The organism is Bacillus cereus group sp. BfR-BA-01311 (assembly GCF_022664295.1).
Classification (GTDB): Bacteria; Bacillota; Bacilli; order Bacillales; family Bacillaceae_G; genus Bacillus_A; species Bacillus_A cereus.
This window is the reverse complement of record NZ_JAKUHC010000006.1, coordinates 45,201-66,680: the sequence shown is the minus strand read 5'-3', so window position 1 is coordinate 66,680 and position 21,480 is coordinate 45,201. Positions and strand designations below refer to the sequence as shown.

Below are 21,480 nucleotides of genomic sequence, written 5' to 3'. Positions count from 1 at the left end.
CTTTCTTTTACCAAAATGAAGGAATCCATTCTTTCACTTTATCAAGCCACTCTTGTTGCTCTTGTTTTCGTTGTTGTTCCTCTTCTTTCCTTCTCTTCTCTTCTTCTTTTCTTCGTTTTTCCTCTTCTATTGTAGTCAATTGTTTTTTATAATCAGCCTCAGATATGAGCGATAACTGGAATGCTTTTTGAGCTGGATTTGCGTTTGCTTTTTTCATAATATCCCGGAACATTGTCGTCGTAATTTGACTACCACCCGGAACATAATGATCGCTATCTGTTTTATCATATCCTACCCAAATCGCACCTACCAAATCTGGCGTGTATCCAACAAACCATGAATCCTTTGCACCGGTGCTCGGGCCATTTACAATTTGAGTAGTTCCTGTCTTACCTGCCGTATCAACATTATTAACTTTCGCCTTTTCGCCCGTTCCCTTTTCGACAACACCTTTTAATAAATATGTCATCTTTTGAGAAATTTTCTCGCTCGTCACTCGTGTCTCTTTCTTATACCACTTTCCAAGCGTTTCACCTTCAGCATTTTGTACCTCCCTAATTGCATGAGCTTCCACTTGGACTCCATCATTTGCAAATGTACTGTATGCTTGAGCCATTACAAATGGAGATGTCCCCACATGCATACCGCCTAAAGCAATCGGATACGTACGATCTTCTGGCACTAATGGGATACCAAATCGCTCTAAAGATTTCAATCCTTTATCTAATCCAATTTGTTCTAATAGCCACACAGCTGAAACATTGTACGACTTTGCCACAGCTTCATACATTGTCACATCACCGTGAAAAGTATGATCGCTATTTTGTGGTTTATATTCTTTAATGTTAAATGGTTCATCTTTTAATATATCGTATACTTCATATCCTTGTTCTAACGCTGGTACATATACAGCCAAAGGCTTTAACGTTGAGCCAGGTTGTCTTTTTAATTGGGTTGCATGGTTAAACTGTAAAAACTGATACGGCCCTCTGCCTCCAACTAGAGCTGGTACACCACCTGTTTTTGGGTTCATAAGAACTACACCCGTTTGCATAAGTTGGTCTGAGCCACTATCTTTGAAATAACTATCATTATTCACAACGTCTTCTACAGCCTGTTGTTTTTTCGGGTCAAGCTCTGTATAAATACGATAACCACCCGCTAAAATTTCATTTTGTGTTAATTCGTACTTTTCCATCGCCTCTCTAACAATATAGTCTACATATTGAGAGTATTTTCCCTTGTATTTATCATCAACGCCACGTTTTAACACAAGTCCGCTCTCTTTTTCTTTATTATACTGTTCGTCAGAAATATACCCTTGCTCTTTCATTAAACTTAATACGACATTACGTCTTTCAATTGACTTGTTAAAGTTTTTATAAGGTGAATACGCAGATGGTGCTTTAATCAAGCCCGCAATCGTTGCAGCTTCTGAAATTGTTAAATCTTTTACATCTTTATCAAAATAAGATTTAGCTGCCCTTTTTATACCCCAAGCACCTTCACCAAAATAAATTTGGTTCATATACATTTCAATGATTTCATCTTTCGTATACGTGCGCTCTATTTTTTTCGTTAAAAAATATTCCTTTATTTTTCGGGAGTATGTGCGGTCTTGTGTCAGAAATACATTTTTCGCAAGTTGTTGTGTTATTGTACTTCCCCCTGCTACAACTTCTCCTGCTGTAATATTTTTAAAAACCGCACTTATAATTCCACTATAATAAATACCATGATGGTTAAAAAATTCCTTATCTTCTACTGCAACAATTGCCTGAACCATAATATCAGGAATATCTTTTCTTTTAACGCCTTCTGTTTTCGAAGAAGCTAATTTAGTTGCGACCTCATTATTTGCATCATAAATTAAAGTCGGTTGTGGAACAGCTTGTTTTAATTCAGATATGTCTTGAATGGAAATTATTATATTTACAGCAATAAATAGAGTAACGAATACACTTCCCAATACAATTAATGAATTACGAAGTTTCTTCCTCTTATTGAACCACTCAAGCATTTTTTTAAAATGAGTGTTCTTCAATTTCATTCGTTCACTTCCTTCATTTATTTACACTCTTCTTTTTAAAAGGAAGAATATACCGCCTTTTAAATTTATTATAATAACGTAGTCATTCCTATAGTGTAAAGCTTTTCTTTTGCATTCATACTTTTTGCAAGAAAAGGACATTCTACAAGTAAGATATTCACTATTGGATATTAATATTATTAATAGAACAACGAGAGTTATGTTAAGTTTTTGTAAACTTTTCGATAAAATGTTTTAAAAAACGACAGTTTTTTGTTAGAATTGATTAGCCAATATATTTTACATATATTACTTTTGTGGGGGTAACAATAATGGTCTTTAAATCAAAAAAAGATAAATTTTCTGAAATGTTAATGAATGTTTCCGAAAATTTAAAAGAAGGCGCGCAGTTTTTCGTGGAGTATAAAATTAAAAATGCTAGCGATTTAAAAGAGTTTTCTATGCGCATGAAAGAGTATGAGTCAAAAGGTGACTCATTTATTCACGAAATCATTATGGAGTTAAACAAAGCGTTTATCACTCCGATTGAGCGTGAGGACATCCTACAACTTGCAATGAGTATGGATGATGTATTAGACGGATTAGATCACAGTGCTGGTCTGTTCGAAATGTATTCTATTACAGAAGCTGATGAATACATGATTAAATTCGTAGAAGCAATTAATCAATGTGCGATTGAGATTGCAAACTCTGTTGAATTAATGTCTAACAAAAAATTAGTCGACATTCGTACAAATGCGATTAAAATTAAGGATTATGAATCACAGTGTGATGATATTCGCCGTCATGCGATTAAGAACTTATTCTCTCGTGAAAAAGATCCGATTAAGATTATTCAATTTAAAGAGATTTACGAAGAGCTTGAAGAAGTAGCTGATAGCTGTCAAAGCGTTGCAAACGTATTAGAAACAATTATTATGAAGAACGCGTAAGGAGTTTGATCATGGATACACTCTTGATACTGACCGTTTTAGTAGTCATTTGCGCTTTAGCTTTTGACTTTATCAATGGATTTCACGATACAGCAAACGCTATTGCAACGGCTGTTTCAACGAAAGCTCTAAAGCCTAGACATGCCATTATTATGGCGGCTATTATGAACTTTTTAGGCGCAATGACATTTACAGGTGTAGCAAAAACGATTACAAAAGATATCGTTGATCCATTCGCCTTACAAAATGGTTCTCTTGTAATTTTAGCTGCTTTGCTTGCGGCGATAGCTTGGAACTTAATTACTTGGTACTACGGTATTCCAAGTAGTTCTTCGCATGCAATTATCGGCTCAATCGCAGGTGCAGCAATTGCGGCCGCTGGGATTAGCTCGCTAAATCTTAAAGGATTTATTAAAATTATTGAAGCTTTAATCATTTCACCGATTATCGCTTTCGTTATTGGTTATATCGTATACAGTATTTTTAAAGTAGTATTTAAAAACTTTAACTTAACGAAAACGAATAAGAACTTCCGTATATTCCAGATTTTTACTGCAGCATTACAAGCCTACACACACGGTACGAATGATGCACAAAAAGCAATGGGAATTATTACGATGGCTCTTATGGCTAATAACTATCATACTTCTAGCGATATCCCGTTCTGGGTACAATTATCTTGTGCTATCGCAATGGGGCTTGGTACTTCTGTCGGTGGATGGAAAATTATTAAAACTGTCGGTGGACAAATTATGAAAATTCGTCCTGTAAATGGTGTAGCTGCCGATTTATCATCATCACTTGTTATTTTCGGTGCAACATTCATTCACTTACCGGTTAGTACGACGCACGTTATCTCTTCTTCTATTTTAGGGGTTGGTGCTTCTCACCGTGTGAAAGGGGTAAAATGGGGAACTGCAAAACGTATGTTAATTACATGGGTTATTACACTTCCTATTTCAGCTTCTTTAGCTGCTCTGTTTTACTACCTATTACATTTTGTTTTCTAATCAAAAGTCGTCTTCCTTATTTTTCTAGGAAGACGACTTTTTTGTGAACAAGCCTATTTCTCATTAAAAAGCGTGTATAATAATTGGTGGATAAGTTATTTGGAGGAGTTGGCAATTTTGGAATACATCATGTTACTTTTCATCGGACTAATCGCCGGAACAGTCGGCAGCCTAGTTGGGCTTGGAGGCGGAATTATTATTGTTCCGTTATTAATTGGATTACACAGTTTATCACCACAACTTGCAGTAGGGACTTCTATGGTAACAGTCGTTTTCACAGGACTATCTTCCACCCTTACTTACATGAAGCATAAGCGAGTAGATTATAAAAGTGGACTTATTTTATTTATCGGAAGCGGCCCTGGTGGTATTATCGGATCATGGGCAAATAAATTTTTAAACCAAGACACATTTTCTTTATACTTTGGGATTTTCCTTATATTCGTCTCAATTCTACTTATGCTTCGAGACAAATTAAAACCTCTTTCCCTCTCAAATACGTCTGTAATTAAGCGTTCTTTTACAGATAATGATGGAAATACTGTACACTACCAATTCCCACCGTTTCTTGCTATCTTTATCGCCTTTATAGTTGGGTTTATATCTGGATTATTTGGAATTGGTGGCGGTGCCTTACTTGTTCCAGCAATGATGCTTCTTTTTGCATTCCCAGCACATATTGCAGTAGCAACTTCAATGTTCATCGTATTTCTATCAGCAATTGTAAGTTCTGCAACTCACATCTCACTTGGAAATGTCAGCTGGATTTATGCATTAATCCTGATTCCGGGTGCATGGATCGGCGGAAAAATCGGGGCTTACATTAATACAAAACTAAGTGGCAATGCCGTAATTAATTTATTACGTATTACGTTAATTATTCTTGGAACTAGATTAATCATTATTTCCCTTTTATAACGTATTCTTTTTAGAATGCGTTTTTCTTATACACATGAATATAAAAATCCTCCGAGGAGAACAAATAAAATTAAACAAACACATAATAACATATAATTTGAAATATGTACTTTCTTCAAGTTGACCACTCCTATAACTGCGACTGTTATCTTTATGATAGCGAAAAAATAGTACACTTGCAGTTACAGAGCGCTAACAATGCAAAATCAATTATTACAAATTTTATCCTTATATTTCATTTCTTTGTATATTCTATCGATTTAATAAAAAAAGATGTCATATTGACATCTTTTTTAATGAAGAAGTGACCATCCCATGAAGTCTTCATGTACTTGGCACGCCCTCTTATCGTTTCGATCATATAATTCAGCATAACTATCTGTTTCTTCATCATAAGCCATCGTATAAATAATTTGGCCGTCTACTTCAACGGATAAAACGACTCCACCTTTCATCTCTTCTACATGAATGATAGCATTCGCCGGAATTCTCATATCCGTCATTCTCATCGCATCTAACAATATACTAAACCCCCTACAGCGTATTCATTGCTAGTACTATTACACACTAAATAGTATACTACTGTAATAGCATACATTTCGTCAATGAAATTGCTGTTGAAATAGCATATTATCTATATACATATACGCTAAAATAGAAGAAATAGAAACATATTAATGGGGGGCTAACATTGATTCTACACAAAGGAGATGTACTATTCCGTCAAGGCGAGGACGGTCCTTTATACTTTATAAAAACAGGCTTATTAAAAGTAGTTCGGCTAGAAGAAGACGGAACACCATTTCTATTCAACATTATCGTTCCAGGTGAAACGATACCTCATCATTCTTTAATTTCGCCGAAAGAATATCACGGTACAGCTATCGCTTTAATAAAAACAGAAGTGGAACCGATCACTAGTAATGAATGGTACGAGAGACTTCAAGCAAATCCCGAATCGTATGCTAACATCGCTATGCAATTGCAATCTAAATTAAGAATGATGCAACAACGAATTGATCAATTGACAACCGTCTCTCCGAAAGAACGTCTTCATCGTTTACAAGAATGGTTCACCCTATATTTAGGTGACATTCCTATATATGAAATATTAACACAAACCGAAATTGGCCAACTGATAGGTATACGCCGTGAAACAGTAAACCGTTTATTACGAGAACAAATAAAAAACGAGGTAAAATAAATACCTCGTTTTTTTGCTTATTGTAAGCTTGTTGCTGGGCCGAAAAATTCATAATGAATATGCTCTTGTTTCACACTTAAATCAGTTAGTGCAGCATTTATATGCTTCATAAATGCTACTGGACCACAGAAATAGAACTCTGCTTCAGTTGTCGGAATAATAGTTTTTAACCATTCACTTTCAATGAAACCTTCTTTATCAAAGTTCTTCATTTCTAAATCTTTTTCAGTCGGTGCAGAATAACAAGTATATGCTTTAACTTGTTCATATTCATTTTCTACTGCCTTAACGTGTTCTTTCATTGCATGTGTATTACTATTTATTGCTGCATGAACAAAATATACATTACGTTTTGAATCTTGTTCAATTAACGTATTTAACATACTCATCATCGGTGTAATCCCTACTCCACCACTAATTAGTACAACTGGTAATGTTGAATCCATATTTAACACGAAATCTCCCGCTGGTGCACTTACTGGTAAAACATCTCCTTCTTTTACATGTCCATGTAAGTAATTAGACACTTTACCGTCTGGTGTATCTACACCTTTTTCTTTTTTTACACTAATACGATAATATTCTTTCCCAGGAGCATCGGATAAACTGTATTGACGATTATGTGTATATGTCTCACCTTCAATATTGATTTGAATCGTTACATATTGACCTGGGATGAATGAAGAAACTTTCCCTCCATCTTCAGGTTTCAAATAAAATGACGTAATAACATCGCTTTCCTTCACTTTTTTTACAATCATAAAGTTGCGGAAGCCTTTCCATCCACCTTCTTTATGTGCAGCTTCTTCATACATCTCTGCTTCAATGCTAATGAATGCATCAGCAATTACACCATATGCTTCTCCCCATGCATTTAAAACTTCATCAGGTGCACCTGCGACCTCTTTAATGGCACGTAGTAAACATGTACCTACAATCGGATAATGCTCAGCTTTAATCCCTAAACTTCTATGCTTATGACCAATTTGTTTTACAACTGGAATAATTGCTTCTAAATTATCAATGTACGTTGCAGCTGCATAAACAGCATTCGCTAACGCTTGTTGTTGTCTTCCCTTTTTCTGATTCGTATGGTTGAAAATATTCAACAATTCCGGATGTTCCGAAAATAAAATTTGATAGAATCTCGTTGTAATTTCAACACCTTTTTCTTGTAATAATGGTACTGTTGACTTTACGATTTCAATTGTTTTTACACTTAACATTGTATCCCACTCCTCTATTTCCTTAACTGTTTTTAGTTTAACTGAATCTTATAATGCAGATTGTGATTTTAATCACTATTAACACGGTGTTTTTGTGAATAATATATGAACATTGCATTTACAAAAGAAAATAAGCTAACTAGAATTCTAGCTAGCTTATTATTTTGTTTGTATAGCTTGTTCGATTACTTTTATATCTTTCCCATCGCCAAACTCCGTATACCCCCAGATATTCGTTTCACCTCTATATTTATTTACGATAATATCCAAGTCATGATATACACGGTGGGCATACACTACATACTCAATATTTTGAAGTTCCACACCTTTTTTTACAATTTCATAGCTTCTATTTACATCGCGTTTTATTTTTTCATTCTTTATTTCCGTATGTATATTTTTTAAAGATTGTTCTTGTTGTTGAAACCATTGCTTAAATTGATTCCAATCCCCGTCTGTATAATTCTCTGCTTTACCATAATTTAAGAAATTATTATAGCTTTCATGTGTCATTCGAATAAAATCTAGCACTTTTGTCTCTTCTTGCACATCTTCTATTTGAGCTATTGTATTTACCTCAGCAGGCTTATTCGCATAATGTAACAGCACTTTCATAAGACTATAACTCGCAATGATCATCACGATAATAATACCTAATACATTTAACAATTTCTTCATACACAGAACTCCTTCTCTACTAAAAATATTACAACGTATGACTATACTTGTAACATTCTCTCGTAGAAATATAATTCCTGTATTAATTCTTCCTATCATTTCGACAATATTTTTCTATACATTTCTCGTTGGCAAATGTTCTTGTAAAACAATATATCCTTCATAAGCTGTGTAACCGAGTATAACCATTAATCCGATATAACAAGCAAATACTGTCCATTTCGTTTTCGCATCCACTTTATAATAGTTTTCTTGTTGTTCCTTTTCTGTTTTCCATTCATTTAATTTTCTTTCTGACGCTTCAAATGCTTCCCTTATGTGAATTGTATACTCATCTTTTTCATCTTCATATGGAACATAATCTAACGGTTCGAACTTCGGTAAAAGATACTCTAACACTTCCATTTTTTGAAGTTCACCTATTTGTAACTCTTTTTCCCGTTCTCTTTGTCTTAATGCATTCATCTCATGATGCATCACGTATATAGTCCGATGTACAGCACCCGTTTCTTTTAATTCCTCTTCAAGCCTAGTAACATATTCTTTCATCCCATCAATTTTATGCCCTAATTCCTTAATCGGCTCATCTCTCTTTATTACTCTATATAACTCCATACAACCGATAATAACAATAAATCCTCCCAAAATACTTTTAAAGTAAATTGAATAGCCAAGTAATAAAATAAGGCCTGCTCCCCAAATTTTAGTACTGACAACTGAAATAATTCTCCCACCATCTAGCGGCGAAACGGGAATTAAATTAAAGAAATTAATCATACTTCCAAGCAAAATAACAAGCGCCCAAAATGGCTCTTTCGTCATTATATAAAGCGGTATCGCCGGTAAAAATGACAGAAGTCCGAAAAGCGGCCCCATATAGGCAATGTAAGCTTCATCTTTCGCATTTTTCGGCATCTCTTTCATTCCAATAAGGGCCCCCATAAATGGAATAAAGATTGCTGGCGATGTCGGGATCCCCTTTCTTTTCGCAGCCCATAAATGGCCCATTTCATGAACAAACAACAAATAAATGAGCGCTACTCCAAATTTCCAACCATATAGAACTGCGTATGCGCCAAGCGATAGAAACATACTAAATACCGTTGAAAACTTTGCTAATTTAAAAATTGCAAATACCCACTTTAACTTAGACAGTAAAAATAGACCTACCGCAACAATAATTCCCCATAATCCTTTTTTATTATTTTTCATATTCCTCTCCTTTATCTCTCATTAATGAATCATATTCATTCATCAAAGCTTGTTCTTTTCTCTATTATGACATATTTTTTGCTATTGTTAGAAATAATGTTTATATAATCCATTTTAAGCCAAAAATATAAATAAAAGGAGGTGTACACAAATGAATTTACAATCTCTTATAATAGGTGCTCTATCGTTTTTAGCTTCAACTCTTATTTTTTATACCGTTAGTTACGTATTATTATTAGATTTGTTGCCCAATCACGTATTTATTGCCCTTGTCATCCTTTCCGCTCTTATGATTTCTTTTCTTATTACACGAAAATCAATGAATGAGCCATCTGCAAAAGCAAAGTAATAGAGAGGGGTGTTTTCCCCTCTCTATTATCATTTCCTAGGAAAGGCCATATAGATTTGACGAGTTTACATTCATTCCAATCCGTAAGGGCTAATTAAAGTCTCACTTTATCTTTGAAAATTCATTTTTTCACCATAATCTTTAACAATCTGAATTATATTTTGAAACAAACCTATTTTTTCTTTTTCACTGTTTAATATTTTCAAATCATAATTTTCGTAATATGTTTCTAATGATTTTAATTGTGATTCTGAAGCGCTTTTTATCGGAACAGTAGCATGCAATTCATATTGCTTATACCCTTCCTTTACTTTTTCACCTAAAATTATTTCACTCTCTTTTGCTCCAATTAATTTTTGAACTTTTTCTGGAAAATTGAGTTGCAAATAATATTCTTGCTCCTTCACTAACTTATTGTATAGTGATTGTGAAATCGTATACCGTACCGTATAATTCACGTTTTGATCGCCTGTTTTAATATGAAATGCGGTAATCTGTAAATCTTTTTTTGTTACTTCTGTTAAAGGGCTTACCTGCATCTCATCTTCTTTTTGTTCTGAGACATTTGGAAATATATCCAAAAGCTTTTCCGTATCTTTTTCATTCAACATATACATAGCTTTCTTATATTGCACCCATCCTCGTCTATCTTCTCCCCTTAACCATGCATAATAAGTTTCTTTTTTCCCATCTCTACTAATTTGTATTTCATATTCAGGTTCACCGAAGCTTCCTGTTATTTCTTGTTTCTCAGCTTTATTCAAAATGTCTATTACTAACTTCGCTTCTGATTCCTGCAACTTTTTCTCTTTATGTTTTTTTTGTATAACGGTTACCCCTATTGTTTCTTTCACTTCATTCACCGTCTCTTCTACTTTTTTTGTTTCTTTTTTCGGCTCAACTTGACCACAAGCTGCTAGTAACATAACAAACAACAACACCAATACATATTTCCCTTTCAAATTAATCCTCCTCTTACGATAAGAAATCCTTATAATCTTCATACATAAAACAAAAACGTGACATCCTATTAAATACGCTATACTAATCATTGAAAGGAGGTCTTTATCATGTCCATTAATTTTCATGATGAAAATAATAAGTACACATATGCAACAAGAAACGCTCATATTTCTTGGGCTGAAATGGTAAAAAACATTACAGAAATACAAAACAAGCAAATAATTGATATCGGCTGTGGTGGCGGAATTTATACGAAAGAACTCGCTCTTATGGGAGCCAAAAATGTTGTGGGACTTGATTTTTCAAAAGAAATATTACAAGCTGCAAAAGAAAATTGTAACAACTTTCCAAACATTTCATTCGTCCACGGTGATGCACATAATCTCCTATACCTTAATGAAACATTCGACATAGTTATTTCTCGCGCAGTTATTCATCATTTACAAGACATTCCTACATTTTTACGTGAAGCTTCTCGTATATTAAATAAAAACGGTGTACTTATTTTACAAGATCGAACAATTGAAGATTGTACAATTCCAGGAAGTCCCGAACACATTCGCGGATATTTTTTCTCTCTATTTCCAAGACTCATTGAAATAGAGTCAAAAAGACGCCCAAAAACCAACACTATACAGACAGAATTGCAAAAACATTCTCTTCATGTACTTCCCCCACAAACACAATGGGAAATACGAAAAATACATGATTCTGTAGAAGCATTATTGCAAGATTTATCTCCTCGAACAGGTCGATCCATTCTATATGAATTAACAGATGATGAACTTTCTCAACTTCTACATCATATACAGACCGCATTACAAAACGTCTCTCCTATTATTGAAAGAGATCGATGGACAATTTGGAGCGCGATGAAGTTGTAAGGAAGGAAGCCTCACAAAATAATGTGAGGCTTCCTTTCTTTCATAATCTAATTTTGCAACACTCTTGATATCCTCCACTTCTGGCCTGTGCACTTCCACACTTCGGACATACTAAATATCTAGACTGATTTGTCAACAAACTACCTTTTTGAAAGAGTAAAACTTCTGCTTGTTTAAACGAACGCGAATAATATAACCACATAAAACCAATTATAGCAATAATGCCAAATAATACTCCCATCGCAAGCATTTCAGTCACCTCTTTTGGTTTGTTCTTTCCAGCAAGTGGATTGTTGTATTATTCTCTATAAATTCAAACAATCCCTTCTTCACTCCTATAAATATCAATTTTCTCTATAAATTTTACAATTCTCCGCAAATTTTTACTTCCATTTTACAATTCATCATTCCCTTTACAACAACGAATATCACTTTCGATATTTCCGTATATAAATATATCTTCCAAAAAACATATTGACTTTCTAAAAAAAACATGCAACAATACTGTCAGAATACTTGAATAAAAATTCATTGACGAGAACGAGTACGTTATAGAACTGTTCCCCAGAGAGTTGGCGATTTGCTGAAAGCCAACGTTCAGTGCGTAACCGAAAATCATCTCCGAGAAGTAGAACCGAATGTTACAGTAAGTTCTTACCGGCCGTCCCCCGTTACAAGGAACACGTATCATGTTGTACGTTGCAAAGCCGTATACATATAGATTTATTTCTACATGTGTAAATTAGGGTGGTATCGCGGGTAAATATAACTCGTCCCTTTCTTTAGGGACGAGTTTTTTGTGTTCTTACAAATGAATGAAAAAGGAGGAAAAACAATGAACACTGTATCAAAAAAACATATTTTTTTCACGGGTCTTATGCTATTTTCTTTATTTTTTGGGGCAGGTAATTTAATTTTCCCTCCCATGCTTGGGCAAAACGCAGGTGAAAACTTTTGGCCAGCAATGATTGGATTTTTACTAACAGGAGTTGGCTTACCACTACTTACTGTTATCGCAATTTCTCTATCAGGAAATGGAATGCAGCAACTTGCAAGTCATGTCCATCCATTATTCGGAATTTTCTTTACAGTAGTTGTATACATTGCCATCGGTCCATCCATGGGCATTCCACGTGTTGCAAATGTCGCTTATGAAATGGGGGTTAGTTCTTTCTTGCCAGAAACAATCCGCTCTAGCAGCCTAGTGCTATTTGTATATACAATCATCTTCTTTACTATCGTATTTTGGCTGAGTTTGAATCCATCTAAACTTGTTGATCGTATTGGAAATGTATTAACACCTATTTTATTACTCTCTATTTTCTTATTATTTGTTAAAAGTGTATTTACACCACTTGGGCAATCAGGACCAGCGATGCAAGAGTATCAAACTTCTCCAATCTTCAAAGGCTTTATGGAAGGCTACTTAACAATGGACACTATTTCAGCACTTGCATTCGGAATTATCGTTGTAAATGCAATTCGCTCTAAAGGTGTGAATGATCGTAAGTCCATTGCCATCGCCACAGCAAAAGCAGGGCTTATTGCCGCTACAGGGCTCGTACTTGTATACGGTGCACTCGGCTGGCTTGGGGCAACTAGCGTCTCGCTCGGATATGCAAAAAATGGCGGACAGCTACTTACTGTTATCGTACAACAATTATTCGGTCCATACGGTTTGCTCCTATTATCTCTTATCGTTACACTCGCTTGTTTAACGACATGCGTTGGACTCGTATCTGCGTGCAGCCAATATTTTTCAACATTATTGACTACATTTTCATACAAAACGTTCGCGAGTATCATTTGCGCATTAGGATTACTAGTTGCCAACTTAGGTTTAACGAAAATTATCGCAATCTCTGTTCCAATTCTACTTGTTGTGTATCCAATTGCGATTGTACTCGTACTACTATCATTACTTCATAAATACTTCGGTGGATACCGCTCTGTTTATGTAGGTGCTTTAATTGGAGCAGCTGTAGTGAGCGTATTTGATGGATTAAAACAAGGTGGTATTTCAGTTTCATTTATCACACCATATTTTGAATTTATCCCTTTATATAATGAAGGAATCGGCTGGCTAATACCAGCATTAGTAGGAGGTCTTATTGGTCTTGCAACGGCTAGGTTAAGCGGTACGAAAAAAGTTCCATTAGTAACCGAATCTCACGAAGTAAAAGCCTCCTAAAAAAACTCCCAAAAGGGAGTTTTTTTACATTTGATACGCAGCATGATTAAAACTGCTTATTTTATAAGCCTTCGTATAATATTCAATATTTGTATCAACTGTTTCTACCTTGACAACATCATAGCGCTCTTCTTGCTTTACTAAAAATAAATAGTATTCCTCTGTTGCCTCAATAATCGCAATTTTATCTGTTTCAACATTATATTGTTCACAAAGCGCTTGTAATGCGTTCACATAATCCCCTAATTTTTTAGACTTATCCATTCCGAATATAGTTTGAACTAACATATACATTCTCCCCTTTATATGTACTGTTAACACCCAAATGATAACGCTTACATTTTTTTATCGTCAATAAAAACATTCAATTGTTTTAACGCCAAATCTATATTGTATCGAGCCAATAATCAGCGAGGAATTCCCCACCAATTAAAGTTTTACTTTATCCCGCATTAACTGCCCGTAAAAGCCCGATTGGTGAGGGCTGATAATCAGTGGGAGAGGAACAACCTCCCCACTGATTAAAGTTTCACTTTATCACTTCGTTAATTGATGCCTAAATGCATAAATAACCGCCTGAGTACGGTCACTTACATTCAATTTATTTAATATATTACTCACATGTGTCTTTACCGTTTTCAGTGCAATAAATAACTCGTCCGCAATCTCTTGATTACTTTTTCCCTCTGCAATTAATAACAAAATCTCAAACTCTCTTTCCGTTAAATCATCATGCAAAGGTTGCTCTTTCTTTTGACGCATACGGGACATCATTTTCCCGGTAACTTTCGGCTCTAATACTGTTTCTCCATCATAAGTAGCTCGTACAGCATCAGCAATATCACTTGCTCTTGATGTTTTTAATAAGTAACTGGTCGCCCCAGCCTCAATAACAGGATACAATTTTTCGTCATCTAAAAAGCTTGTTACAACTACAATTTTTGCTTCTGGCCATTCTTGAATAATAGCACGTGTTGCTTCGACACCATCCATCTCATCCATAACAAGGTCCATTAAAATAATATCCGGCCTTAATTGCAATGCTAATTCTGATCCTTTTCTTCCATTCTCAGCTTCCCCTACTACTTCAATATCTGGCTGTGTAGATAAATATGCCGATACACCCATACGAACCATTTCATGATCATCGACAAGCAATACTTTTATCATACTTCTCCCCCTCTCTCAATCATGATCGGTACTTTTACTTCTATTTGTGTACCTTTGGCCGGGAAACTAAGTACCTTAAGTGTCCCACCAATTTCATGAACACGCTCTTGCATCGATCTTAGGCCATATGAACCAGCCTTATTAACCCCTACTTCAAACCCAACGCCGTCATCAATGATTTTTAAAATCGCATATTGATCAATTTTTCGAAGGCGCACTTCTGTTTTCTTTGCCTTCGCGTGTCGCAACGTGTTTGATAGCGCTTCTTGCACAATACGGAATAAATGATCTTCTACACCTTTTTTTAATTCTATTGACTCAATAAGCCATTCAATTTTCATATGTTGTTTTCGCGATAATTCCGTTAATAATTCCTCTATACCTTCTGTCAGTTTCTTACCTTCCAATTGTACAGGACGTAAATGAAGGAGCAATGCTCTCATTTCTGATTGAGCATTTACAACCATATTTTCAACAAGTTGCAATTGTTTTTTTGTCACATCTGGAAATTCAGTTATTTGTTCATTAATCGCTGACATCATCATCGACATTGCGAAAAGCTGCTGACTTACTGAATCATGCAACTCCCTTGCTAAACGATGCCTTTCTTGAGAAATCGCTTCTTGTCTCATCTCTTCATTCCAATGAGCTCGTTCATTCGTTACTTTTTGAAAGAGTCCAGCTTGCTCCTCTAATCGACGAGCCAGAACGATTACTTTTCGTTCCACTTCATGAAATTCATCATCTGCAGTAAACGAAACATCGCTCGGAAAATTCCCTCGCTCTACTTCAAATAGAAAAGTATTTAATCCTTGTATACGCTGCTCTATATAATAACCGATTGCATATCCTACAATTCCCCCGATAAGTAAACTTGTAGTCATAATAAACAAGCCAATTGGAACAGAAGCGATGGATTCCTTCCATAATAAATCATACACTTGTTGCTCGCTTTTCCATACATATACAATTGTACAAATGAGTGCGATACTAACAGAGGACAACATAGAATAACGAATATACATCCACGAAATATTTTTTTGTTTCTTCATTATACTTTCCTCACTTCCGTGTCGCCTACGACAAGCGAAGAAATAATTTTAATACGACGAGGAGCCTCTTTATACTGCTCTGTTCTAAATGTAACATTGCGGTTAAACCCTGTCTCTTCATGACCTGGCAAGAGCACACGTCCGACAATAACAGAATGATTTAAAGAAAGTTCAATATCATATGGCACATATAAACGAATATTACCAACGACACCCCGAATAACAATTACCGTTTCCCCTTCTGGAATCATAGCAGTTGTTAAATCTATTTCCACATCACAAGCACCATATTGAACATTAATATCCTCAAGTTCATAAATATGATCCATCATTCGTACATTGCCTACAAACATATTTTTCAAATATGTTTCTGTACGATATATTTGCTTCTCTTCGTCTATAATCCCTTTTTCTTTAATTTCAACCTTCATTGCTTTTTGCTGATGCCCTTGTTGAATCAATTGATAACCAATTAAAGCTAAACAAGCAAATACGACAAGAACAAATGCTGCTGATGAAAATAAGAAAAATAAAAATACAATACCACCAACAAATAAAAATACATTTCCCCGTACATAACGATTCTTTTTACGATAATGCCTTCCAAACATAAGCATAATAAATGCAAAAATGAGACCACCTGGTTCAAAATGTCCAAGTATCATATCAAGAAAAAGACCGAATCCAAATATGATGAGGAGCATCCCCATTAATTGTGTCTTTGAAAAATGTTTCTTCATTTCAGCTCCCCCCTTCTTGTCACATATACATAGAAGAAAAGGCATTGCTTTCCAACACCTTTTCTCCTATCACTATATCATAAGCCTGTTTTATAATATACTACTATTATTTTGTTAACTCTTTCGTTAACGATACATCATTCTTTTCTTTCATTTCACGCTCAAGTTTTGCAATTTTCATATCAAACGTGTCACGCTCATGCTCTTCATTCATACGAGTTTCTAAGTCACGAATATGATCTTCAATCTCTTCAAATCGTAAGAACGGATTATTTTCATCCATTTTATGCATCGCAGTATTCATACGACGATTTGCATGTGCCATATTTTCACGTGCCATTAGTTCCATGCGCTTTGCGTGCATTTCTTTTAATTTATTTTTCATTTCAGAAAGACGACGCTCTAACTCATCAATTTGCTCTACAACACCTGCATACATTTCTTCTAATCGAGTTACTTGCCCTTCATAATAAGCTACCTCTTCTAACGCACGTTCGTGCAATTGTAATTCGTCTGCTTCTTGAGCAATGATAGCTTGCTTTGATCTTTTATTAACGAAATAACGTGCTTGCTCAAGCTCACGAGCAAAATTAGATTTTAATGTTTTATGACGCTCAATTAACTTCTCAATTTTTGTTATTTCACGCTCACTATCACGTAAATATTGGTTTAACATCGCAATTGGATTTTTTCTTTCCTTCTCATCTAACACGTTATGAAAATCAGCTAAAATTGCATCGCGTACACGTCCGAATAAAGATTGTTTCATTATAAATCTTCCTCTCTTCTACTTTATTTATAATTTGATTTATTGTTTTAGTTTTTCATTAATTTGTTCCACTCATCTTCAAAGTTACTATATGGTTTAGAACTTTCTGGAGCAGATTCAACAACTACATCTTTTTCTTTTTTCCACTCACGGTATCCGTAGTATAAAACCACTAAAGCAGCGATACCGATTAATGCTGGCGAATGAGAAAGTGCAATGGATAAACCGATTAAACCAACAATACCCCAAGCTAACTTTCCAAAAAATGATTTAGCTCGCACAAATGATTTATAGCTCCAATATACAACTCCTGCTCCGATTGCGAATCCTACAATACCAGCAAGACTACCAAGAGCAATTAAAGCCAAAATACCGGCTGCGATAAACGCTAGAAATTGTTTCATCTTGTGCTTGCCTCCCTTCGATTTGATACTCTTATCTTAACTATTTTTTCATCTTTCCATAACGAGCTTAAGAACCGTTTTTAACTCAGACTTAAGACCGAGTCATATTCAGCCCTTTACGCAAAAAAACGTGCAGAGTCTATTCTCTGCACGTTTTTTAATTACTAACATTCATATTAAATTAAGCTGTTTTATGATACTCTTTTTTCTCAGCTACTTTCGAAAACCTTGGAAACCCAATTAAAATAGAAACAATCCCACATACTCCAACTAAGATTGGATAAAATGCATATGGCAACAATTCAACCGGAGATAACGCTGCAAATCCTGCTGCCGTTAACATTTGGGCACCGTACGGAATTAATCCTTGCACACAACATGAGAAAAGATCTAATACACTCGCTGATTTACGAGGATCTATTTCATATTGATCTGCAATATTTTTTGCAAGCGGGCCTGTAAAGATAATTGAAATCGTATTATTCGCTGTACACATATTCGTCATACTCACTAAACCAGCAATACCAAATTCCGCTCCTTTTTTCGAACGAATATTACGTGTTAATACATTCATTAAATATTGAATACCACCATTATATTGGATTAATTCAACCATACCGCCAATTAATATAGCAAGTAATACTAACTCCATCATACCGCCCATTCCAGTCGTTACACTTTTAAAGAAACTTTCTAACGTGTAACTTCCATCTATAAGGCCGATAACACCAGATAGTACAGTTCCACCAGTTAATACAATAAGTACATTCCAGCCAAGTAGCGCTGTAATAAGTACTCCTGCGTACGGTAAAATCTTTATCCAATCAAAGCTATGTGCTTTAATCTGCGTGTCACTTCCTGAAGTAACTATTACTAATAGTACAATTGTAATAATAGCCGCTGGTAACACAATTAAAAAGTTCGTTTTAAACTTATCTTTCATTTCTGTTCCTTGTGAACGAACAGCTGCGATTGTTGTATCTGAAATAAATGATAAATTATCACCAAACATCGCTCCGCCAACAACAGTAGCCATTGCAAGCGCAATTGAGATATCAGTTTGACCACTAATACCTACAGCAATCGGCGCTAATGCTGCAATTGTTCCCATTGAAGTTCCCATCGCTAATGAAATAAATGCACCAATAACAAAGATTCCAGCTACGATAAATCCTGGCGGTAAAATAGTTAACGCTAAATTAACAGTTGAGTCTACTCCGCCCATTCCTTTAGCAGTTTCAGAAAACGCACCTGCAAGCACAAAAATTAATACCATAATCATAATATCCGGATTTCCTGCACCTTTAGCGAACCGCTCTACTTTCACATTAAAACTTTCTTTACGATTCATCACTAAAGCGACTCCTACAGCAATTGAAATCGCTACAAGTATCGGCAATTTATAGAAATCACCTGTAATAATTCCAGAACCAATAAATAGCGCCAAAAATATCCCAAGTGGTAATAAAGCTAAACCATTTCCTCTCGTTTCTTTCAAAGTACCATCTCTCCCTAGTTTCAACCTTTTTCTAATGAATAACAAAAGACCTCTTCCGATGAGAAGAGGTCTTATACATCTATAAGAAACACTCTTCTCATCTTTCAAGCACACGCTTGCTGGATTTGGCACAGCACTCTGAAATCGAGTCCGCTGCCGAGGCATCGTAGGGCCAGTCCCTCCGCCTCTCTTTATAAGAAGGTTTCATATTTATTTTTTAATAATAATTTCTTCCCTAACTTTACTCGCTTACAAAACAAAAGTCAATTATTTTTTGTATAGATTTTTTTGGTAATTATACAAAAATTTGAATACAACAATCATTTTAACTTTTCGATTTCTTCTTCCAATATTGAAATCCAATAAAATTCACTATTTTTTATTGTTGCTAATATCCATTTCGTAGTGTACCAAGCTAGATCATACTCTTCCTTCGTGACATCACCACTTTTATAAGCATCCTCTAGCTCCTCTTCATCTAATACATACACCTTACCGCTAGATAATAATACTACATCTAAATATAAATCATCAAAATACGGTAAACCACGATCGTCTATTTTATATTCTTTCACCACATCGATATAATATTGCACTAATTTTTTCTGATCATCTAACATAGCGGTAATCGCAAAGTTTTTCCCGTCTATGAAATATTGAATCCACATATACTGATCTGCTGCAATACAAAGTTCTTCACCATCATATTCTTTACAACTAGGCTCTCTCACCTTTTTTATATCCAGTATTCCGAGCATTCCCTCTTCCATTTGCTTAACCGTATAACTCTTTTCTATTAGTCTCTTCCACGAAGAACCGTCACCATATTTACGTTTCATTATGTCTGCTCCTCTTCTATATACAGAAAAGCTCCCACATATTATGTGAGAGCTTGTTCATATTATAATTAAGCCGCTTGACCCTTTTCAGAAATCTCTTTTAAATAAGCTTGTCCTTTTTCAGCGTCATATTGACCTTCCCACTTAGACATAACTACAGCTGCTAAAGAGTTTCCTACAACGTTAACTGCTGTACGAGCCATATCTAAAATACGGTCAATACCAGCAATGAACGCTAAGCCTTCAGGTGGAATACCTACTGTACCAAGTGTCGCTAATAATACAACGAATGATACGCCCGGTACACCTGCGATCCCTTTTGATGTAACCATTAATACAAGCAATAATGTAATTTGTTGTGTAATAGATAAATCAATACCGTACATTTGCGCTAAGAAAATAGCCGCAATTGCTTGATATAAAGTTGATCCATCTAAGTTAAATGAATAACCTGTCGGAATAACGAAAGATGTAATTGCTTTCGGACAACCGAATTTCTCCATTTTCTCCATGATTTTTGGTAAAACTGTTTCTGAGCTTGCTGTAGAATACGCTAAAATCAGCTCGTCTTTTAAAATCTTAAAGAATTGGAAAATATTAATTCCAAATATTTTCGCTGTAAGTCCTAAGACAACTACGACGAAGAAGATCATTGCTCCATATACGACAATTAGTAATTTCCCTAATGGAATTAATGAAGCAAGACCAAATGTAGAAACTGTAACACCAATTAGTGCAAACACACCAAATGGTGCAAATTTCATAACTTGGTTTGTTACGTAAAACATTGCGTCAGCCACACCTTGGAAAAATTGAAGAACTGGTCTTCCTCTTTCACCAATTGCTGCTACACCTAAACCAAATAGTACAGAGAAGAAGATAATAGCTAGCATATCTCCGTCAGCTAACGACTTCATAATGTTCGTTGGAACAATATTTACAAATGTATCTGCAAATGAATGACTTTGTACTTGCTCTGTCGTATGTGTATATTTCGAAATATCTGTCTTTGTTAACTGCTCCATATTTACGCCTTTTCCTGGTTGGAAAATATTCGCTATTAATAGACCGACAATAATTGCAATTGTTGTAATGATTTCAAAGTAAATAATTGTTTTTCCGCCTAGTCGACCTAGTTTTTTAACATCGCCAACACCAGCAACCCCAACAACAATACTTGCTACAACAATTGGCACAACGATCATTTTAATTAATCGGATGAAAATATCACCAATTGGTTGTAAGTACTTCACAACAGCTGGATTATCAAAGAAAATCGCACCAACCGCAATACCAAGCGCAAGTCCTATTAATATTTGCCATGCAAGTCCTATTCTTTTCATATTTGTTGTAACCCCCTCTTCGATGTGTCACTCTATCTCTCATTCTAT

At 35.2% G+C, this 21,480-nt stretch carries 23 protein-coding genes, 1 riboswitch and 1 other annotated feature; of the genes, 7 read left to right on the top strand and 16 right to left on the bottom strand.

Going from position 1 to position 21,480, the window contains the following annotated elements; all coding sequences use genetic code 11:
• Nucleotides 1-7: 7 nt before the first annotated feature.
• Nucleotides 8-2,050: a transglycosylase domain-containing protein gene (locus MR136_RS15925; protein WP_000769242.1), complete on the bottom strand. Its 2,043-nt coding sequence runs from the start codon at nucleotides 2,048-2,050 to the stop codon at nucleotides 8-10.
• A 311-nt stretch (nucleotides 2,051-2,361) separates the two neighbouring features.
• Between MR136_RS15925 and MR136_RS15920 the strand changes: the two genes are divergently transcribed.
• The 3 genes from MR136_RS15920 (at nucleotide 2,362) to MR136_RS15910 (ending at nucleotide 4,910) form a co-directional block, all read left to right on the top strand.
• Nucleotides 2,362-2,982, top strand: coding sequence for a DUF47 domain-containing protein (locus MR136_RS15920; RefSeq protein ID WP_000231449.1), 621 nt, complete (start codon nucleotides 2,362-2,364; stop codon nucleotides 2,980-2,982).
• Between the two features lie 11 nt (nucleotides 2,983-2,993).
• Nucleotides 2,994-3,992: an inorganic phosphate transporter gene (locus MR136_RS15915; protein WP_000380272.1), complete on the top strand. Its 999-nt coding sequence runs from the start codon at nucleotides 2,994-2,996 to the stop codon at nucleotides 3,990-3,992.
• Nucleotides 3,993-4,109: 117 nt separating this feature from the next.
• On the top strand, nucleotides 4,110-4,910 hold the full coding sequence (locus MR136_RS15910) for a sulfite exporter TauE/SafE family protein (RefSeq protein ID WP_000455762.1): 801 nt from the start codon (nucleotides 4,110-4,112) through the stop codon (nucleotides 4,908-4,910).
• A 293-nt stretch (nucleotides 4,911-5,203) separates the two neighbouring features.
• Here the strand turns inward: MR136_RS15910 and MR136_RS15905 are convergent, their stop codons facing one another.
• Complete coding sequence (locus MR136_RS15905; RefSeq protein WP_000883009.1) at nucleotides 5,204-5,431, bottom strand: hypothetical protein; 228 nt, start codon at nucleotides 5,429-5,431, stop codon at nucleotides 5,204-5,206.
• A gap of 170 nt (nucleotides 5,432-5,601) precedes the next feature.
• Between MR136_RS15905 and MR136_RS15900 the strand changes: the two genes are divergently transcribed.
• Nucleotides 5,602-6,114: a Crp/Fnr family transcriptional regulator gene (locus MR136_RS15900; RefSeq protein ID WP_000600582.1), complete on the top strand. Its 513-nt coding sequence runs from the start codon at nucleotides 5,602-5,604 to the stop codon at nucleotides 6,112-6,114.
• Nucleotides 6,115-6,131: 17 nt separating this feature from the next.
• Here the strand turns inward: MR136_RS15900 and hmpA are convergent, their stop codons facing one another.
• The 3 genes from hmpA to MR136_RS15885 form a co-directional block, all read right to left on the bottom strand.
• On the bottom strand, nucleotides 6,132-7,340 hold the full coding sequence (gene hmpA, locus MR136_RS15895; protein WP_017673029.1) for an NO-inducible flavohemoprotein: 1,209 nt from the start codon (nucleotides 7,338-7,340) through the stop codon (nucleotides 6,132-6,134).
• A gap of 159 nt (nucleotides 7,341-7,499) precedes the next feature.
• Nucleotides 7,500-8,018 (bottom strand): hypothetical protein, encoded by a 519-nt coding sequence (locus MR136_RS15890; RefSeq protein ID WP_000735227.1) that lies wholly within the window; start codon nucleotides 8,016-8,018, stop codon nucleotides 7,500-7,502.
• Nucleotides 8,019-8,132: 114 nt separating this feature from the next.
• Nucleotides 8,133-9,230, bottom strand: a complete 1,098-nt coding sequence (locus MR136_RS15885; RefSeq protein ID WP_000794503.1) for a site-2 protease family protein — start codon at nucleotides 9,228-9,230, stop codon at nucleotides 8,133-8,135.
• A gap of 151 nt (nucleotides 9,231-9,381) precedes the next feature.
• Between MR136_RS15885 and MR136_RS15880 the strand changes: the two genes are divergently transcribed.
• Nucleotides 9,382-9,579, top strand: coding sequence for a hypothetical protein (locus tag MR136_RS15880; protein ID WP_001053356.1), 198 nt, complete (start codon nucleotides 9,382-9,384; stop codon nucleotides 9,577-9,579).
• A 107-nt stretch (nucleotides 9,580-9,686) separates the two neighbouring features.
• Here the strand turns inward: MR136_RS15880 and MR136_RS15875 are convergent, their stop codons facing one another.
• Nucleotides 9,687-10,541, bottom strand: a complete 855-nt coding sequence (locus MR136_RS15875; protein ID WP_063535977.1) for a YhfM domain-containing protein — start codon at nucleotides 10,539-10,541, stop codon at nucleotides 9,687-9,689.
• A 108-nt stretch (nucleotides 10,542-10,649) separates the two neighbouring features.
• Between MR136_RS15875 and MR136_RS15870 the strand changes: the two genes are divergently transcribed.
• Nucleotides 10,650-11,426: a class I SAM-dependent methyltransferase gene (locus tag MR136_RS15870; protein WP_017673030.1), complete on the top strand. Its 777-nt coding sequence runs from the start codon at nucleotides 10,650-10,652 to the stop codon at nucleotides 11,424-11,426.
• 40 nt (nucleotides 11,427-11,466) lie between these two features.
• Here the strand turns inward: MR136_RS15870 and MR136_RS15865 are convergent, their stop codons facing one another.
• The gene (locus MR136_RS15865) at nucleotides 11,467-11,676 is read right to left on the bottom strand and encodes a hypothetical protein (protein WP_000880630.1); all 210 of its coding nucleotides are present in this window, start codon (nucleotides 11,674-11,676) and stop codon (nucleotides 11,467-11,469) included.
• A gap of 272 nt (nucleotides 11,677-11,948) precedes the next feature.
• Nucleotides 11,949-12,207 (top strand) — a binding site (T-box leader).
• 54 nt (nucleotides 12,208-12,261) lie between these two features.
• On the opposite strand from MR136_RS15865, the gene brnQ3 reads away from it, so the two are divergent.
• Nucleotides 12,262-13,617 (top strand): branched-chain amino acid transport system II carrier protein BrnQ3, encoded by a 1,356-nt coding sequence (gene brnQ3 / locus MR136_RS15860; RefSeq protein ID WP_001099177.1) that lies wholly within the window; start codon nucleotides 12,262-12,264, stop codon nucleotides 13,615-13,617.
• A 24-nt stretch (nucleotides 13,618-13,641) separates the two neighbouring features.
• Here the strand turns inward: brnQ3 and MR136_RS15855 are convergent, their stop codons facing one another.
• The 9 genes from MR136_RS15855 to gltP all read right to left on the bottom strand — a co-directional run bounded on the left by MR136_RS15855 (nucleotide 13,642) and on the right by gltP (nucleotide 21,432).
• Entirely contained in the window at nucleotides 13,642-13,911 is a 270-nt protein-coding gene (locus tag MR136_RS15855) for a DUF3992 domain-containing protein (protein WP_107992272.1), read from the bottom strand.
• Between the two features lie 243 nt (nucleotides 13,912-14,154).
• On the bottom strand, nucleotides 14,155-14,787 hold the full coding sequence (locus MR136_RS15850) for a response regulator (protein ID WP_000598707.1): 633 nt from the start codon (nucleotides 14,785-14,787) through the stop codon (nucleotides 14,155-14,157).
• Nucleotides 14,784-15,839, bottom strand: coding sequence for a sensor histidine kinase (locus tag MR136_RS15845; protein WP_098584452.1), 1,056 nt, complete (start codon nucleotides 15,837-15,839; stop codon nucleotides 14,784-14,786). Before MR136_RS15845 ends, MR136_RS15850 begins: the two co-directional genes overlap by 4 nt.
• Nucleotides 15,839-16,579: a cell wall-active antibiotics response protein LiaF gene (gene liaF / locus MR136_RS15840; protein ID WP_000716095.1), complete on the bottom strand. Its 741-nt coding sequence runs from the start codon at nucleotides 16,577-16,579 to the stop codon at nucleotides 15,839-15,841. The genes MR136_RS15845 and liaF overlap by 1 nt, the downstream gene beginning before the upstream one ends.
• Before the next feature lie 106 nt (nucleotides 16,580-16,685).
• Entirely contained in the window at nucleotides 16,686-17,348 is a 663-nt protein-coding gene (locus MR136_RS15835; RefSeq protein WP_000814124.1) for a PspA/IM30 family protein, read from the bottom strand.
• A gap of 47 nt (nucleotides 17,349-17,395) precedes the next feature.
• The gene (locus MR136_RS15830; RefSeq protein ID WP_000808640.1) at nucleotides 17,396-17,752 is read right to left on the bottom strand and encodes a lmo0954 family membrane protein; all 357 of its coding nucleotides are present in this window, start codon (nucleotides 17,750-17,752) and stop codon (nucleotides 17,396-17,398) included.
• A 181-nt stretch (nucleotides 17,753-17,933) separates the two neighbouring features.
• Nucleotides 17,934-19,250 (bottom strand): Na+/H+ antiporter NhaC family protein, encoded by a 1,317-nt coding sequence (locus MR136_RS15825; protein WP_000665496.1) that lies wholly within the window; start codon nucleotides 19,248-19,250, stop codon nucleotides 17,934-17,936.
• Between the two features lie 94 nt (nucleotides 19,251-19,344).
• A riboswitch (SAM riboswitch) is annotated at nucleotides 19,345-19,450 on the bottom strand.
• A gap of 120 nt (nucleotides 19,451-19,570) precedes the next feature.
• Entirely contained in the window at nucleotides 19,571-20,089 is a 519-nt protein-coding gene (locus MR136_RS15820; protein ID WP_017673032.1) for a ribonuclease FAU-1 family protein, read from the bottom strand.
• A 68-nt stretch (nucleotides 20,090-20,157) separates the two neighbouring features.
• The gene (gene gltP / locus MR136_RS15815) at nucleotides 20,158-21,432 is read right to left on the bottom strand and encodes a glutamate/aspartate:proton symporter GltP (RefSeq protein ID WP_000821126.1); all 1,275 of its coding nucleotides are present in this window, start codon (nucleotides 21,430-21,432) and stop codon (nucleotides 20,158-20,160) included.
• Nucleotides 21,433-21,480 lie beyond the last annotated feature (48 nt).

Bases quoted from the DNA above. Each gene is read 5' to 3' on its own strand.
- MR136_RS15890 (WP_000735227.1), bottom strand. From the start codon at position 8,018: ATGAAGAAATTGTTAAATGTATTAGGTATTATTATCGTGATGATCATT.
- MR136_RS15835 (WP_000814124.1), bottom strand. From the start codon at position 17,348: ATGAAACAATCTTTATTCGGACGTGTACGCGATGCAATTTTAGCTGAT.
- MR136_RS15830 (WP_000808640.1), bottom strand. From the start codon at position 17,752: ATGAAACAATTTCTAGCGTTTATCGCAGCCGGTATTTTGGCTTTAATT.
- MR136_RS15865 (WP_000880630.1), bottom strand. From the start codon at position 11,676: ATGCTTGCGATGGGAGTATTATTTGGCATTATTGCTATAATTGGTTTT.
- MR136_RS15855 (WP_107992272.1), bottom strand. From the start codon at position 13,911: ATGTATATGTTAGTTCAAACTATATTCGGAATGGATAAGTCTAAAAAA.
- brnQ3 (WP_001099177.1), top strand. From the start codon at position 12,262: ATGAACACTGTATCAAAAAAACATATTTTTTTCACGGGTCTTATGCTA.
- gltP (WP_000821126.1), bottom strand. From the start codon at position 21,432: ATGAAAAGAATAGGACTTGCATGGCAAATATTAATAGGACTTGCGCTT.
- MR136_RS15820 (WP_017673032.1), bottom strand. From the start codon at position 20,089: ATGAAACGTAAATATGGTGACGGTTCTTCGTGGAAGAGACTAATAGAA.
- hmpA (WP_017673029.1), bottom strand. From the start codon at position 7,340: ATGTTAAGTGTAAAAACAATTGAAATCGTAAAGTCAACAGTACCATTA.
- MR136_RS15925 (WP_000769242.1), bottom strand. From the start codon at position 2,050: ATGAAATTGAAGAACACTCATTTTAAAAAAATGCTTGAGTGGTTCAAT.
- MR136_RS15885 (WP_000794503.1), bottom strand. From the start codon at position 9,230: ATGAAAAATAATAAAAAAGGATTATGGGGAATTATTGTTGCGGTAGGT.
- liaF (WP_000716095.1), bottom strand. From the start codon at position 16,579: ATGAAGAAACATTTTTCAAAGACACAATTAATGGGGATGCTCCTCATC.
- MR136_RS15920 (WP_000231449.1), top strand. From the start codon at position 2,362: ATGGTCTTTAAATCAAAAAAAGATAAATTTTCTGAAATGTTAATGAAT.
- MR136_RS15880 (WP_001053356.1), top strand. From the start codon at position 9,382: ATGAATTTACAATCTCTTATAATAGGTGCTCTATCGTTTTTAGCTTCA.
- MR136_RS15915 (WP_000380272.1), top strand. From the start codon at position 2,994: ATGGATACACTCTTGATACTGACCGTTTTAGTAGTCATTTGCGCTTTA.
- MR136_RS15850 (WP_000598707.1), bottom strand. From the start codon at position 14,787: ATGATAAAAGTATTGCTTGTCGATGATCATGAAATGGTTCGTATGGGT.
- MR136_RS15870 (WP_017673030.1), top strand. From the start codon at position 10,650: ATGTCCATTAATTTTCATGATGAAAATAATAAGTACACATATGCAACA.
- MR136_RS15845 (WP_098584452.1), bottom strand. From the start codon at position 15,839: ATGAAGAAACAAAAAAATATTTCGTGGATGTATATTCGTTATTCTATG.